The following is a 14990-nucleotide window of genomic DNA, read 5'->3' as shown; positions in this document are numbered from 1 at the left end:
TCGGCAACGCAGGAGGCGCCACGAACGTTCGTGGCGCCTCCTGCGTTCTCCGCGGGTCGGGTCAGTCCGTCCCGTCGATGCCGCCGAGTCGTTCGAGCGCTCCGAGCAGGATCGTGCCCGCGGCGTCGGGCAACAGATGATGGTTGACGTAGATGCCCTCGAGCCAGGCGAGCACCTCGTCCTCGGGCCAGCCGACGCGGGTCCAGTCGACGTCGGGCAGGGCGCGGGTGACGGGTTGCTCGGTGCGCGGGTCGAGCCAGGCCTCGGCGATCGCCGTGTCGGGGTCGGCGTCGTGCTGCTCGTTCCAGAGCAAGGCGATCGGGTGGTCGTCGTCGTGGTCGCCGCCCTCGGTGTGCTCGTGTTCGACACGGCCCGAGCCGAGCCACGGCAGGGTGAGCAGTTCTCCTTCGATGTCGACCTCGATGAGGTCGAGCTTCGTGGGCTCCTCGACCTCGCAGACGTAGAGGTCGAAGCCCGACTCGTGCCAGTCCGCGGCCTCGTCGATGTCGTCGAGCAGATCGGGCATGCGCTCGTGGAAGTCGGCGAGCAGCTGCGTCGCCCACGCGATCAGGAGGGACGTGTCGCCCGGCAGCCACGGCGACCGTTCGCTGTCGTCGCCGTTCCCGAGGTGGAAGTGGTACTCGATGCCCGTCGAGGTCGTCTCGAGGTGCAGCTGACCGGTCTCGTAGCCGACGAACAGCATGCTCTGCGTGGTCTCGTCGTCGAACTCGGCGAACAGGTTGGGCTTGCCGAGACGGGTCGGCAGGGGCAGTTGGGCAGCTCGGCGGGGACCGAGGTTCAGCACCGCCCTGAATCGCGTCGTCGGCAGCCGGAGGCTCATGTCGGTCACAGCGGTGTTCCAATCGGTTCGACCGGTTGACCTGTCGCTTCGACCGGCAGGCCCGTCGTGTCGTTGGACGGGCCCAGCGGTGCTCCTGACAGGCCCAGCGGTGCTCCTGACAGGGTAGACGAGTTCGTCACCAGCTCGTGGCGATGCCCGCATAGCTCGCGACGACGGAACCGCTCGCGACGTCGACGATGACGGTGGTGACATCGGTCGGCACGGGGTCGATCGTGTACGAGAAGTCGCTGCTGGCCGTTTGTCCTGCCGTCTCGACCGCGACGTACTGGCCGTTGGGTGAGACGCTGAAGCCCTCGACGAGACCACCGGTGGCCGGCGGCTCGTAGAGCGTGCGCGACGTCGATCCGTCGTCGAACACGATCAACGATCGGAACGACAGGTAGTCGGCCGCCGGCAGCGCCACCTGCTGCACGACCGACTTCCCCGTCAGGGGCACGAGCGGGCCGCCGTAGGGCAGCACACCCCCGACCGGCGCCGGCCCCCGTGGCGTCTCGTGACCGGTGGCGATATCGATGATGGCGGCGTTCAGCGATGTGGCCGCGGCGAAGGTCGTGCCGTCGAGCCCGACGCCCTGCAGTTGGGAGTACGTGCCGAGCGGTGTCGCGGGCTGCGTCCCCGACAGGTCGATCAGGCTGACGGTCTCGTCGAGGGCCTGAACGATCAACTCGTCGGCTCCGGGCACCATGAACCAGTCGGAGGCCGTGATCGGCTGCCCGCTGACCGAGACGATCGGCGTGACCTTGCGTTCGCCCTGCAACGGCAACCGGTACAGGGTCGCGTCGGCCGACCCGGTGGGTTCGAAGGAGAACGCGAGCGTCGTCGTCGCCCGATCGGCTCCCAGCTTGGTGACGAGCCCCGCACCGGGCAGGGGGAGCGTCTCGACCGCGGCACCCGTGCCGTCGGCCCCGGCCGAGCCGGTCGCGACGAGACTCAGGGTGCTCTGCGTGCCGTCGTCCGTGACGACCGCGATGGCGCTGTCGAACATCTCGAACGCCTGAATTCGCGGCGCGGCATAGAGCGTCGTGCGGTCCGAGCCCTTAAGGCTGGCGGACTCGATCCGGTCGTCGGCCCCGTTCGCTCCGCGGACCAACCGGTACAGCGTGGCAGGAGCCGTGCTGAAGCCCGTCGACCATGTCGCGCCCTGCGCCTGGTACGCGCTCGAGACACCGTCGACCGTGACCTCGTAGTCGGTGCCGTAGCGCAGGCGCTCGCTGAACTGCACCGCGACGACGTCCCCGGAGGTCTGCACGGTGAACGCGGCGGCGGGTCGGACCTGGATCTGCGAGGCGTCGACGTGTGCGATCGCCTGGTTCGAGAACAGGCGCAGCTGTTGACCTGATCTCTCGACCACGGCCGACGTGTCGACCTGCGTCTCGGTCAGCTTCGGCCCCTGGAAGTGCGTCAGCCCGACGAACGCGGCGCAGAGCACGCCCAGCACGATCACGAGCGCCAGGAACCGAGACCGCCAGCGGCCGTGGGCCAGGCGCTCGTCGTCGTCGGTGAGGAAGACGGGGTCGCCGAACACGTCGCCGTCCGCCCGGCCTGCGCGCCCGGCCGTGCCGTCCGCACGACCTGCGCGCCCGGCCGACCGTCGCCCGCTAGTAGAGGTACGGGTCACTCGGTTGCCCGACCTTCTCCATCGACGTCGGCACGAGGGCGATCGGATCGGTGGAGGCGCGGCTGCGGTTGGTCGCGAAGCCGCCCTTCACCTCGACCCACTCGTCGGCCGACACGGTGTTCTTCCAGTTCTCGAGGTAGACGGGGACCCCGACCGGCTGGGCGTCGACGGCGCAGCAGGTGATGACGAACCGCGACACGTAGAACACGTCGTCGGGGTCGCTGTCGGAGGGCGTCACGAATCCGACGATGTCGGCGGTCTTGCCGTCGTAGAAGGACAGATCCGTGGTCTGGCGCAGCAGCCCCGCCCAGTCGAGCACGCTGAAGCGCGCCGACGCGGCCGAGGAGGCGGAGGTCGCGTCCGACACGCTCGTCCCCTTCAGAGACGCGGTGGACGCGTTCACGTCGCGCTGCCCGGCGGTCGCGCTCGTGAGGGTCGCGGGCGGGAGCGCGACGACGGCGAGGGCGATCGCCACGGTGACGACGGTGCCCACGCCGTAGCCGACCACGCGGAGGCGACGCAGGCGGACGCGCGGAGCGGGCCGTGCCTCCTCGGCGGTGTGGTCGTCGTGCCCGGCGAGCTCGCCGTGTGCGTCGTCGGCGTGGCCGTGCCCGTCGTGGTCGCCGTGGTCGTGGTCGGCGCTCGCCGGGCGCGCCAGGGCGGCGAGGGCGAGCACCATGCCGATGACGGTGAGCACGACCGTGAAGACGACGTAGCGCGGGTGGATGTACAGGACGAGCTGCCCCGTCGACGCGAGCCAGAGCGTGGCGACGCCGACGACCAGCGTGAGCAGCACTCCCTGCCAGCGGTCGACGAGCGTGCGGAGGATGCGGCCGACGGAGCCGCGCGGCGTCCTACCGGGCTCTGCGGCGGCCCTGCCGGGTTCTGCGCCCCCGCCGGGCGCGGTCGGTTTCTCAGGCGACATAGTTGACCAACAGTCCGATCGTGGCGCTCGTCAGGGCGACGACGAGCGTGGTCTGGGCGAGGACCTTGGGGGTGAAGGTCGTCCGCAGGAGTGCGAGCATCTTGACGTCGATGATCGGTCCGAAGATCAGGAACGCGGCGATGCCCCCGGGCATGAACGTCGACGCGAACGGCAGCACGAAGAACGCGTCGACGTTCGAGCAGATCGAGATGACGAATGCCAGCAGCATCATGGCGAGCACCGACCAGACCGGATTGCCGCCGAGCGCGACGAGCACGGACCGCGGCACGAGGGTCTGGATGCCTCCGGCGATGGCGGCACCGATGAACAGGGCGGGCATCATCGTCGCCATCTCGCGACGGAACAGGTCGATGCTCTCGCCGGCGCGCCCGGCGGCACCGTGGCCGTGCGACCCGCGGGCTCCCGCCTCGCGTCGGCAGGCGCCGGCGAACGTCGGGGTGAGCAGGCTCTCCTGCTTCGGGTGGTTGCTGAACAGCCAGCCGATCAGGTTCGCGATGACGAAGCCGCCGACGAGGCGGGCGATCAGGATTCCGTTGCTCCAGCCGAACGCCTGGTGCGTCGTGATGATCGTGATCGGGTTCAGGATCGGTGCGGCGAGCAGGAAGGTCATCGACTCGGACACGGTGAAGCCCTTGAGCACGAGGCCGCGGGCGAGCGGCACGTTGCCGCACTCGCAGACCGGCAGGAACATCCCGAGGAACGAGATCACCGCACGCCGCGGGATCGGCCGGCGCGGCAGCCACCGCTCGAAGAACGCCTGAGGAAGCCACACCTGCACGACGATCGAGAGCACGATGCCGAGCAGCACGAACGGCATCGACTCGACGATGACGCTGATCGTCAGCGTGACGAAGTCCTGCAGGGCGTTCGGCAGGAGGCGCGGGCCGAGCAGCGAGGTCAGCAGGCGGACGGCGACGAGCGCGACCACGACGGCCGCACCCGTGGCGAGCAGCGCACGGCGCCCGCGGCGGGTGCGCGGGGCCCGACCCGAGCCGAGTCGCTGATGACCGGCGTGGTCCGCGTGCTCGGCATGGCCGTTCTCGGGGCTCGTGATAACCATTGTCGGTAAGGGTACCGGCCCCCGGCTGTGTCGAGTCGTCAGGACACACGCGACATGTGCGCGCCGGTGACCCGTGCCTCCTCGGGGTCGGCGGGCTCGTCGTCCTGACGAGCCGACGGCCTGTCGGCTGACTTTCTCGCGGCCAGACGGCTCACTGGTAGGTGACGAGATCAGGAACGGGCGACACGCCCGTCATGGTCTGCTCGGGCGTGAGCATCGGCTTGTCCTCGTCGTAGAAGTTCTTCCAACCCCAGGCGACGCCGGCTGGTGCGTCGACGTGCAGGGCGTTCCAGGTCGCCTGCTTGTCGGGCTGCGACCCCTGGCCGTCGGCGTGGATCAGGGTCTCGAGCTCGGGCCGCGTCGTGTCGATGCGCGAGCGATCCTGAAGCATCGACAGGCGGAACTGGTGCAGGACGAACATCTTCGGCGGCAGCGCCTTCGCCGCGACGAGGTCGGCGAGCCAGGCGCTGGTGGCGTTGACCTCGTCGGCCGACACGGAGCCGATCTGACGCAGCGGCACCTGGTCCGGCCCGAGCCGCCACTCGGCGTCCAGAGCAAGCCCCACGTTCGGCTTCGTCAGGAGCGACTCGTAGAGCTTCGCCTGGGTCAGGAAGTCGCTGCGGCCGGGCTGCAGGTCGAGCACGATGTAGACACCGGCGTCCGCCGCGGCGTCGACGTAGGGCTCGATCGACGAGACGGCGAGCTCGTTCGAGTAGTCGCCGTCCGCGCCCGCATCGCCGGCCGCGACCGTCGCGATGATCTCGAGCATCGGTACGACGGGTCGATCGGAATACGGCTGGTACTCGGCCGCGACGGCCTTCGCTCGGTCGATCGTCTGCGCGACGTCCTGTTCTCCCAACACGCCGAGGCTCGGGGCGCCGGGCGCACCGTAGATCGCGACGAACCGGTGATCGGGGAAGAGCCGCTGGCTGCCGCCGGGCAGCCGGGCGTCGGTCCGGGCCGCGGCGACCGACCAGCCGAGATCGGCGCGTCCGGCGAACTCGGCGCCGATCAGCAGCGCGTGCGTCGTCGAGGAGGCGCCGAGCGCGTCGAGCACGTCGGGCGCCGCCTGCAGATCGGAGACCCCGTCGGGCAGGACGTGGACGTCGACCCCGGCGGCACGCGCGGTCGCGACGGCGGCGGCGTTGCCCGGGTCGGACGTGGCGACGGCGACGGTGTCGGCATCGCCGTCGAGGGTGCCTCCTGCGTCGTCATCGCCATCGCCATCGTCGTCGGACGAGGAGGCGCGGGTCGCCCCGAGCCGGTCGAGCTCGGCCGCGAGGTCGGCGGCCGCGCCGTCGGCCTGTGCGGTGTCGGTCGTGTCGGCGGTGCTCGGCTCGCCGGGGCTCGTCGCCTCGGTGCTGCTCGCGTCTGTGCTGCTCGCGTCTGTGCTGCTCGCGTCGCCGGCGGCGCTCGTCGCGCCGGTGCCCGTCACGCCCGCGCCGGTGCCCGTCGCGCCCGCGCCCGGGCTGGCGATCAGGACGGGGGCGTGCCGACGGACCGCTTCCTCGGCGGCACGGCCGACGTCGGCGGCATCGCCTGAGTTCGCGACGACGGCGACGGGGGATGACTCGAACAGCGCGCGACTGACCTCGATGGCCCGGGTGGCGGCGTCGGAGGCGGCCGCCGTCGCGACGGCGTGCTCAGGCGGCGAGACGTGCGCCGAGTCGTCGTCCTGAGGAGCCGTCGTGCAGCCGGCCAGCAGTGCGGCCGTTCCGATCGCGGCGAGGAAGGGCAGGGCGAGACGGCGTGAACGCATCAGTCGAGCCTACGTGCCCCGTCGCCGACGCGCAGGTGCGGGGCGGTGGGCGCGGGCGGTCGGCAACTCAGGCGACTCAGGCGGACCGGGGGTTAGCCCCACCCCAGAGAGAGCGGTCTGCCCCGTGGTGACGCGCGTCGCGCCTCCGTAGCGTCGATGACGTACCGAACGCGGCGCGACCGGCACCGACCTCACACCCTAGGGAGACATGCGTGGACATCGTCACCGACGTGATCGTGGCCGGAGCCGGATCACCCTGGCTCTACATCGCACTCTTCGCGCTCGTCGCGATCGACGGGTTCTTCCCGCCGATGCCGAGCGAGTCGGTGATCGTCGCCCTGGGAGCGCTCGCCGTCTCGACCGGGACGCCCCACGTCGCCCTCCTCCTGCTGGTCACCGCGGCCGGCGCGATCGCCGGCGACACCGTCGCGTCCTCCCTCGGGCGCCGCTTCGGCACGGATCGTTTCGCCTGGATGCGGCGACCCCGCGTGCAAGGGGTCGTCTCCGCCGCTGAGACGCGGCTCTCCCGCCGTGCGGCGTCCTTCATCGTGACCGCTCGGTTCATCCCGATCGGTCGGGTCGCGGTCAACATCACCGCTGGGGCGACCGGCTTCCCGCGGCGCCGTTTCGTGCTGCTCTCGGCGGTCGCGGGCAGCCTCTGGGCCGTGTGGTCGGTGCTCATCGGCGTAGCGGCCGGCGCCTGGCTGCACGACTACCCGGCGCTCGGCGTCGTCGTCTCGGTGATCGTGGCGCTCGGTCTCGGGCTCGTCATCGACGCCGTCGCGTCCCGGCTCGAGGTGCGCCGGCGACGCCGCGCCCCCCGAGCTCAGTTGATGCAGGCTCCGTCGGCGTAGGTGGTGCCGACCGACGGTGTCGGGGTGGGGGCGTCGGTGCCGGTGCCGGTGCCGGTGCCCGTGCCCGTGGCCGTGCTGGGCGCCGGTGCCGCGGGTGCGCCGGTCGGGCTGCCGGCTCCTCCTGACGAACCGGCGTCCGCCGAACCCGCCGGAGGCGCCGCCGCCGCGGGGTCGGTGACCGTCAGGCCGTCCGTACCGAGCACCAGCGTGACGTTCTGCACGGTGGTCGAGGCGACGGCGATCGCCCCGGGCACCCGGGCGACGACGGCCTTGGCCTGCGCCTCCTGACCTGTCGGATACTGGACGACGGTCGCGGAGACGGGCGTGGCCGAGCCCGGTGCCGTCGTGGTGAAACCGGCCGAGGCGAGCGCCGCGCTCGCGGTGGTCGCCGCGCCGCTCACGCCACTGGCGTTCTGCACGGAGACGGTGACGCCGGCGGGCGCTGCGGCCACGGCGTCGGTGTAGGCCTTCGGCGGCCCGACGAGCTCCTGGATGAACCCCGGCATCGCCGCGACGTCGAGCGCGACCGTCGAGACGGCGCGACCGTTGACGTAGATGGTCGGCGTGCCCGTGATCGGCACGGTGGCCGAGCGGATGTCGTCGGCGCGCAGGTTCTTCATCTGGTTGGCCAGGGCCAGGAAGTCGAGGCCCGAGTCGGTCGTCATCGACGAGCTGACCGCGTCGAGCACCTTGCCCGACTTGACCGGGTTGAGCAGTGTGCCGGCGGACAGGATCTGCCGCGCCTCCGTCGTCAGGAAGTACTGCTGACGCACCTGGCGATCGAGGTCGCCGTTCGGCAGACCATGGCGCTGGCGGACGAACGACAGGGCCTGCGACGGCGTCAGCGAGGACACACCGGCCGGCAGCACGAGCTGCGAATAGTGGTCGTTGACCGCGTTGTTGAGGCAGACGTTCACCGGCCCGAGCGCCTCGACGAGCTTGTAGAAGCCGAACAGCGACACCTGCATGTAGTGGTCGATCGTCAGACCCGAGAGGTTCTGGATCGTCGTGATCAGGAGCTGCGCGCCGCCCGCGTCACCGGCCGACCCCTGACTTCCCAACGCGAACGCCGCGTTCAGCTTGTTCTTGCCGTGCCCCGGGATGTCGACCCACGAGTCCCGCGGGAACTGGATCATGGTCGCGTTCGCGCCGTCGGCGGGCAGGTGCAGCACGATCATCGTGTCCGTGTTGCGCGAACCGTCGTCGTCCTCGGTGCCGAGCAATTGCAGTTCCTCCGGCGTCGCATCGGGCGGGCGGATGTCGTCGCCCACCAGCAGGATGTTCTGATCCTGGCCGTCGATGTCGTCGGGCGAGGCCGTGTCTCCCGGCGACGTCGACGGGACCGGGATCGCATCGATCCGCGTCACGCCGTTCACGAACCGCTGGTAGCTGTAGGCCACGTAACCGCCGCCCGCGACGAGCACCGCGACGAGCGCGAGGGCGACGATCGGCAGCACCCGGCGGCGGCGCCGCCGTGCGTGCTTGGGGGTGCCGGTCGAGGAGGTGCCGGTCGAGGAGGCGCCGGTCGACTCGTCAGGACCGCCCCCGACATCGAAGTGGGCACCCGCCCTGTCGGTGGGCAGGTCTGCGGGGTCGTCTGATCTACGGCTCACCGTCGCAGCCTAGGTCGGGGCTGCAGGAGAGTCCTCAACCCTGGGGCTGGATTGCGGCCCGCCTTCGGGCGGGGGTGTGGGCGGTGTCCTGTCGCGTTCGTGGCGTCCTGTGGTGTCGCTGCGCGACAGGATGTCGCGAACGCGACACGACGCCCGGCCGCTCCTCGGCGTCAGCACTCGAGGGTCAGCGCTCGAGTGTCAGCTCGCTGCGGTCGCCGTTCTCGAACAGCAGCCGGATCGCGAGGGGGTCGGCCGCGCGCACCTGACTGGGCAGCTCGAGCGCGTAGCTCGACGGGCCGAAGTCGGCGGTGCAGACGTCTCCGCCCTGCTGCGTCATCGTCACCTCGAGTGTGTCGCCGTCGACGGAGAGACCCGTCGGTGCGGCAGGACAACTCGACGAGCCGTACGTCGTCACGAAGAACGAGCTGCCTTCGTCCACCCAGCCCACCGTCGGGCCGGTGTCGCCGGAGCCGTCCGGGCCGAGCGTGCCCGGGCCGGCGCCGTCGTAGCGCTCGCCGATGACCCCGCCCGAGTGCGTGCAACTCGTCAGGAGCGCTGCGGACGCGAGCGCGATAGCCGCCGCGACCACGACCGCGCCCGTCGTGTGGCGTCCGCGGCGTCCTGTGCTGTCCATGCACCACAGGATGCCTCGAACGCGACACGACGCACCACCCCGCCCGCGGCAGCGCCGGCTGCCGTCCCCGCCCGCGCCCGGCGGCCGCGGTCAGGCGCGGTCAGCCGATCGCGGTCGCGACCGCCCGCGCCAGCCGTCGGCCGATCAGGTGATCGCTGCCCAGCACCCGGTGCACCCGCACGCCGTTGAGACGCGACACGATCTTGAGGACGCCGTCCGAATGGAACTCGTCGAGGCTGCCGTAGATGACCTCGACCGGAGCATCGGCCGCCGCGAGGTCGCTGATCGTCGTCTGCGACTCGATCGCGTGCTCGAGCAACTTCGTGAACGGGACCCACGTGCGCTCGTTGACGTCCATCGCCTTCGGAATCGACAGGAACCGCTCGACCGCCGCCGCGTGCCGCAGCGTGAACTCCTTGTTGGCCCTGACATAGCGGTAGGCGCGCAGGTAGAAGTCCATGACGCCCCGGTCGAGGCGGTTCGCGAGCTCGGCCGGCGACACGTAGACGGGCGGGCTGACGAGCACGATCCTGTCGAACCGACGCCCGGCGTTCGCCGCGAGACGCGCGGCGATGAGCGACCCCATCGAGTGCCCGACGAGCGTGATCGGCCCGGGCAGGCGGAGCGACCGCAGGGTCCGCTCGATCGCGTCGACGTGCTCCTCGATCGTGTACTCGCAGCCGGGCGGCATGGGGGAGTCGCCGAAGCCGAGCAGGTCGATCGCGACGACGCGGTGGTGCGGGGCGATCAGGGGGACGACGTTCTGGAAGGTCACGGACGACGACGCGACACCGTGCAGTAGCACGACGACCGGTCCCGTCCCCTCGTCGCGGGCGACGTGCAGCAGGGGTGCCGGTCGGAACAGGTTCATGTCCTGAGTGTGCCGCGCCCGGCCGCGACGCGCCTCCCTCTTGGGGCCGAGCCGTCCTGAGTCCGACACCGCGCCTCCGGACGGTGACGAAGGAGGCACGGGGCAGCGGGCGCGCACCCCGCGGCCCGCATCCTGCCGCGGCCCCCCGGCCCCGGCGGCCCCGCGGCTCAGCCCTTGCGCTGCCCGCGATATTGCAGCGGAGTCACGCCGTGCACGGACTTGAACTGTCGGGAGAAGTAGAACGGGTCGGTGTAGCCGACGCGTTCGGCGACCACCGAGACGGCCAGGTTCGTCACGTCGAGCAGCTCGCGGGCGCGCGACATCCGCAGGTGTGTCTGGTACCTCAGGGGCGACGAGCCCGTCTGTTGCTTGAACAGGGCCGCGAAGTGCGACGGACTCAGGCGGGCGAGGCGCGCCAGCTCGTCGATCGAGACCCGCTCGGTGACGTGCTGCCTGAGGTAGTCACGCGCCTGGTCGATGGCCGAGACCTGGGGGGTGCCCGCGATGCGTTCCGAGCAGAGCAGGGCCATCAGGTGCCAGGCTGCCCCGCTGGCGGCGAGCACGCTCGCGATCGTCTGGTCGCGTTCCATTGCCTGCACGACCTCCTCGACGAGCGCGACGACGCGGTAGACGTCGGACAGCTCGCGCACGGGGGCTGCCGCGGTGAGGCCGGCCGTCTTCAGGAACTCCTCGAGGTCGCGACCCGCGACGTGCAGCCACCACAGGGTCCACGGGTCGTCGTCGTCCGCGCCGTAGGCATGGGGTGTCTCGGGCGGGATGACGATCACCTGACCTGCCGACACCGTGTGCCGCGTGCCCGCCACCTCGGCCCAGCCCCGGCCGCGCGTGCAGACGATCACGATGCTCTGGGGTGCGCCGGACGCCCGGACGAGACCGTGGGCCCGCGCCTCGGGAAAATAGCCCGCGTCGGTCACGACGAGGTGCGACGTGCCGGGCCTCGCGAGCGCTGCGGTGACGCGTGGCCGGGGCATGACGAGCATGCGCTGCCCGGGGAATCCGTCTTCGATGAGCACGCTGACGACAGTGGTGCACGATCGTCGTTTTGTCCAGATAGACCATCGGATCGGTGATTCCGCCGGCCCCGGGTGCTGCCTAGGGTTGCTGCATGCTCACCGTCGAGTCGAAGCTGACTCTCCCTCCCGTGCCCGCTCATCTGGCCGATTCGCCCGTCGCCGCCTGGTCCGAGCCGATCGTCATCGACAGCTATCTGCCGGACGCGCCTGACCGCTACCCGGCCTTCCTCGACAGCCGCGTCTACCAGGGATCGTCCGGGCGGGTCTTCCCGCTGCCCTTCCACGAGAGCATCTCGCACGACAAGGAGCCGCACACCTGGCAGGCCGTCCACCTCGAGAACCGGTGGCTGCGGCTCGTGATCCTGCCCGAGCTCGGGGGTCGCATCCACATCGCGTACGACAAGACCGCCGACTACGACATTTTCTATCGCAACAACGTCATCAAGCCGGCGCTGGTCGGCTTGGCAGGACCCTGGATCTCCGGCGGCGTCGAGTTCAACTGGCCGCAGCACCACCGCCCGGCGACGTTCCTGCCCACCGACGTCTCGATCGAACGCGCCGACGACGGCTCGGTGACGATCTGGTGCTCCGACCACGACCCGTTCGCCCGCATGAAGGGTATGCACGGCATCCGCCTGCGCCCCGACTCGTCGCTGATCGAGGCGCGCGTGCGGCTCTACAACCGGAGCGACCGCACCGAGACCTTCCTCTGGTGGGCCAACGTCGCCGCGGCCGTCGGCGACGACTACCAATCGTTCTTCCCCACCGACGTCCGGCACGTGGCCGACCACGCCAAGCGCGCCGTCGTCACCTTCCCCCGCGTGGAGGGCGACTACTACGGAGTCGACTACCCCGCTCGGGTCGACGCCGAGCACCCGGACGCCGACCGGCTCGACTGGTACCGCAACATCCCCGTGCCCACCTCGTACATGGTGATGGCCACCCGGGACGACTTCTTCGGCGGCTACGACCACGGGCGCCGCGCCGGATTCGTGCACTGGGCCGATCGGGCGATTTCTCCGGGCAAAAAGCAGTGGACGTGGGGAGACGCGCCGTTCGGCCACGCCTGGGACGCGAACCTGACCGACACCGACGGCCCGTACGTCGAGCTGATGGCCGGCGTCTACACCGACAACCAGCCCGACTTCTCGTACCTCGCCCCGGGCGAGACGAAGACCTTCAGTCAGTACTGGTACCCGATCACCGAGATCGGGCCGGCTCATCAGGCGACCCGCGAGGCGGCGCTCCGCCTCGAGCCCGTCCGTGCCGGCGGCGGGGATGGTGCCGGGGACGGTGACAGCGGCGGCATCCGCATCGGCCTCGCCGTGACCAGCGTGCGCCCGCGTGTCACCGTCACGGTCCGCGACCTCGACGGCGCGACGCTCGACGAGTACACCGTCGACGTCGAGCCGGGTCTGCCGGCCGTCATCGACCGGCCGCTTCCCGCCGGGTCGGCTCTGCAGGACGTAGTGGTGGAGGCACGGGACGGCGACACGACGCTGGTCGCGGTCACCGGCGCTGCCGCAGCGGCGGCGCTGGCCGAGCCTGAGTCCGCGACGGCGACGGCGACGGCGACTGCGCCCGGTCCCGCTCCAGCGACCGGCGTGCCTGAGTCCGCGACCGCGACCGCAACCGCGACCGACCCTGCGACCGACGCGGGCGTCCCCGCTCCCGCCACCGCGCCTCCTGCGCCTGCCGACGTCGAGACGATCGAGGAGCTCTACCTGATCGGCCTCTACCTCGAGCAGTACCGCCACGCGACGCGTTCGCCCGAGCCGTACTGGCTCGAGGCCCTGCGACGGGACCCCCGCGACATCCGCAGCAACGTCGCCCTCGCGGCACGTCGGCTCGCGGCCGGACTACCCGACAGTGCGGAGCACCTGATCCGCTCCGCCCTGTCGCGGCAACTCGCCTGGGCGCCGAACCCCAGTGACGGCGAGGCCCTGTACCACCTGGGGCTCGCGCTCCTGCGTCAGCGACGACCCGAGGAGGCGCGGGACGCGTTCGCGAAGGCCGCCTGGAACGCCGCATGGCTGGCCCCCGCATCGCTCGCGCTGGCCCGCCTGGCCGGCCGCACCGATCCGGCGGAGGCCGTCGAACGCACGCGTCTGGTGCTCAGGCACGATGCCGACAACCTGCAGGCCCGTGACCTGCTCGCGCTCTCCCTCCGCACGCTGGGCCGCACCGCCGAGGCGGACGACCTGCTCGCCGAGACGCTCGCCCTCGACCCGCTCGACCAGTGGGCACGGCACCTGTCGGGAATTCCGGTGACCGACGACGCCCCCACGCTGCTCGACGTGGCGCTCGAATACGCGTCGGCCGATTACGTGGACGAGGCGCTCAAGGTGCTCGACCTCGCGCAGACCCGGCTCGACCGTCGCGCCGTGGGGCAGGTGAACGTCGCGCCGCTGGTCGCGTACCACCGCGCCGCGTTGCTGGTCCGCAGCGGTCGCCGTGCCGAGGCCGTCCGGGCGATCGCGACGGCGCACGTCGTCGATGCGACCAATGCCCTGCCGTCCCGACTGGACGACATCGACGCCCTCCTGACCGTGCTGTCGCTCGCGCCGGACGACGGTCTCGCCTCGTCGATGCTCGGCAGCTGGTACTACGACCGCGGTCGTCGCGAGGACGCCGTCGCCGCCTGGCAGAACGCGCTCTCCGGAGATCTCGACGACGCCCAGGCCGCCCTCGTCGAACGCAACCTCGGCGTCGCCGCCTACAACGTCGCCCACGACCCGGACGCCGCGGCCAGGCACTACGAGGCCGCGCGCCGTCGTCGGCCCCACGATGCGCGTCTGCTCTTCGAGGCCGATCAGCTCGCCGAGCGGCGGGGCGTCGGTGCCGCCGAGCGCCTCCGAGTGCTCGACGTCGATCTCGACCTGATCGACCGACGCGACGACCTGACCGTCGTGCGGGCACGGCTGCTCACCGCCGTCGGCCGACCCGCCGACGCGCTCGACCTGATCGCCAGCCGGAGTTTCCAACCGTGGGAGGGTGGCGAAGGTCAGGTGCTCGGCGCCTGGGACGACGCCAGCATCGCGCTCTCGCGTCGGCAGGTGGACGAGGGCGACCCGGCTGGGGCCGTGCGATCCGTCGAGGCGGCGCTCGCGCCTCCCGCGGGGCTCGGCGAGGCCCGGCACCCGCTCGCGACGACGGCCGAGCTGCACCTCGTGCTCGGTGACGCGTCGGCTGCTCAGGGCGACGACGAGGAGGCGCGGCGTGCGTGGCAGGCGGCCGCCGACGCCCACGGAGACTTCACGAACATGGCCACACAGCCCTTCACCGAGCGGAGTGCGGCATCGATCCTGGCGCTGGCGCGGCTCGGCGAGACGGGGGCGGCACGCGACCGTCTCGCGGCGTTCTCCGCGTACGTCGACGAGCTCGCCGCCGAACCCGGCGAGGTCGATTACTTCGCGACGTCGTTGCCGACCATGCTGTTGTTCGTCGACGACCCGCAGAGCACCCGCGATGCCGAGGTCGAGACCCTGCGCCGCGTCGTCGCCCAGCTCGACCGTCAGCTGCACGGCCAACTCGCCGCGCCCGCTGGCCGCGACGCGACCGCGGCGTCGGCTGTCCAGGAGACGGCATGACCGTCGCCCGCCGCCGCCCCCTCCCGCTCCCTCGCCTGCACCTCTCCATCTGAACACCCGCACCCGCACCTGAACACCCGCACCTGCACCTGCACCACCGACCCGATCGCCCCGGCGATCACGTCCGGCGACGACGCCGGACGCCCTGA

General features: G+C 71.4%; 11 protein-coding genes. 2 read left to right on the top strand and 9 right to left on the bottom strand.

The features are described 5' to 3' along the window. Positions 1-61 precede the first annotated feature (61 nt). From ACPEEZ_RS12660 to ACPEEZ_RS12640, 5 genes are all read right to left on the bottom strand, one after another. Positions 62-850, bottom strand: a complete 789-nt coding sequence (locus ACPEEZ_RS12660) for a hypothetical protein (protein ID WP_423919620.1) — start codon at positions 848-850, stop codon at positions 62-64. A 127-nt stretch (positions 851-977) separates the two neighbouring features. Beyond that, a complete protein-coding gene (locus ACPEEZ_RS12655; protein ID WP_423919617.1) occupies positions 978-2387 on the bottom strand; it encodes a hypothetical protein in 1410 nt (469 codons plus the stop codon). Between the two features lie 73 nt (positions 2388-2460). After that, positions 2461-3405, bottom strand: a complete 945-nt coding sequence (locus tag ACPEEZ_RS12650; RefSeq protein WP_423919615.1) for a TIGR03943 family putative permease subunit — start codon at positions 3403-3405, stop codon at positions 2461-2463. Then, on the bottom strand, positions 3395-4486 hold the full coding sequence (locus tag ACPEEZ_RS12645) for a permease (RefSeq protein WP_423919612.1): 1092 nt from the start codon (positions 4484-4486) through the stop codon (positions 3395-3397). Before ACPEEZ_RS12645 ends, ACPEEZ_RS12650 begins: the two co-directional genes overlap by 11 nt. 151 nt (positions 4487-4637) lie before the next feature. Next, the gene (locus ACPEEZ_RS12640) at positions 4638-6245 is read right to left on the bottom strand and encodes a hypothetical protein (protein ID WP_423919609.1); all 1608 of its coding nucleotides are present in this window, start codon (positions 6243-6245) and stop codon (positions 4638-4640) included. 212 nt (positions 6246-6457) lie between these two features. On the opposite strand from ACPEEZ_RS12640, the gene ACPEEZ_RS12635 reads away from it, so the two are divergent. After that, positions 6458-7099, top strand: a complete 642-nt coding sequence (locus tag ACPEEZ_RS12635) for a DedA family protein (protein WP_423919606.1) — start codon at positions 6458-6460, stop codon at positions 7097-7099. Here the strand turns inward: ACPEEZ_RS12635 and ACPEEZ_RS12630 are convergent. From ACPEEZ_RS12630 to ACPEEZ_RS12615, 4 genes are all read right to left on the bottom strand, one after another. Next, positions 7072-8712, bottom strand: coding sequence for an LCP family protein (locus ACPEEZ_RS12630; RefSeq protein WP_423919603.1), 1641 nt, complete (start codon positions 8710-8712; stop codon positions 7072-7074). The two genes, ACPEEZ_RS12635 and ACPEEZ_RS12630, sit on opposite strands and share 28 nt — an antisense overlap. A gap of 184 nt (positions 8713-8896) precedes the next feature. Then, the gene (locus ACPEEZ_RS12625) at positions 8897-9346 is read right to left on the bottom strand and encodes a hypothetical protein (RefSeq protein WP_423919600.1); all 450 of its coding nucleotides are present in this window, start codon (positions 9344-9346) and stop codon (positions 8897-8899) included. 100 nt (positions 9347-9446) lie between these two features. Continuing rightward, positions 9447-10217, bottom strand: a complete 771-nt coding sequence (locus tag ACPEEZ_RS12620) for an alpha/beta fold hydrolase (protein ID WP_423919598.1) — start codon at positions 10215-10217, stop codon at positions 9447-9449. Positions 10218-10384: 167 nt separating this feature from the next. Beyond that, entirely contained in the window at positions 10385-11251 is an 867-nt protein-coding gene (locus tag ACPEEZ_RS12615; RefSeq protein ID WP_423919595.1) for a helix-turn-helix domain-containing protein, read from the bottom strand. 92 nt (positions 11252-11343) lie between these two features. Between ACPEEZ_RS12615 and ACPEEZ_RS12610 the strand changes: the two genes are divergently transcribed. Further along, a complete protein-coding gene (locus ACPEEZ_RS12610) occupies positions 11344-14841 on the top strand; it encodes a DUF5107 domain-containing protein (protein WP_423919593.1) in 3498 nt (1165 codons plus the stop codon). Positions 14842-14990 lie beyond the last annotated feature (149 nt).

This window comes from Frigoribacterium sp. 2-23, assembly GCF_049601585.1.
Taxonomy (GTDB): Bacteria; Actinomycetota; Actinomycetes; order Actinomycetales; family Microbacteriaceae; genus Frigoribacterium.
This window is presented reverse-complemented; position numbering and strand designations above follow the sequence as displayed.

Bases quoted from the DNA above. Each gene is read 5' to 3' on its own strand.
- ACPEEZ_RS12650 (WP_423919615.1), bottom strand. From the start codon at position 3,405: ATGTCGCCTGAGAAACCGACCGCGCCCGGCGGGGGCGCAGAACCCGGC.
- ACPEEZ_RS12645 (WP_423919612.1), bottom strand. From the start codon at position 4,486: ATGGTTATCACGAGCCCCGAGAACGGCCATGCCGAGCACGCGGACCAC.
- ACPEEZ_RS12640 (WP_423919609.1), bottom strand. From the start codon at position 6,245: ATGCGTTCACGCCGTCTCGCCCTGCCCTTCCTCGCCGCGATCGGAACG.
- ACPEEZ_RS12625 (WP_423919600.1), bottom strand. From the start codon at position 9,346: ATGGACAGCACAGGACGCCGCGGACGCCACACGACGGGCGCGGTCGTG.
- ACPEEZ_RS12620 (WP_423919598.1), bottom strand. From the start codon at position 10,217: ATGAACCTGTTCCGACCGGCACCCCTGCTGCACGTCGCCCGCGACGAG.
- ACPEEZ_RS12610 (WP_423919593.1), top strand. From the start codon at position 11,344: ATGCTCACCGTCGAGTCGAAGCTGACTCTCCCTCCCGTGCCCGCTCAT.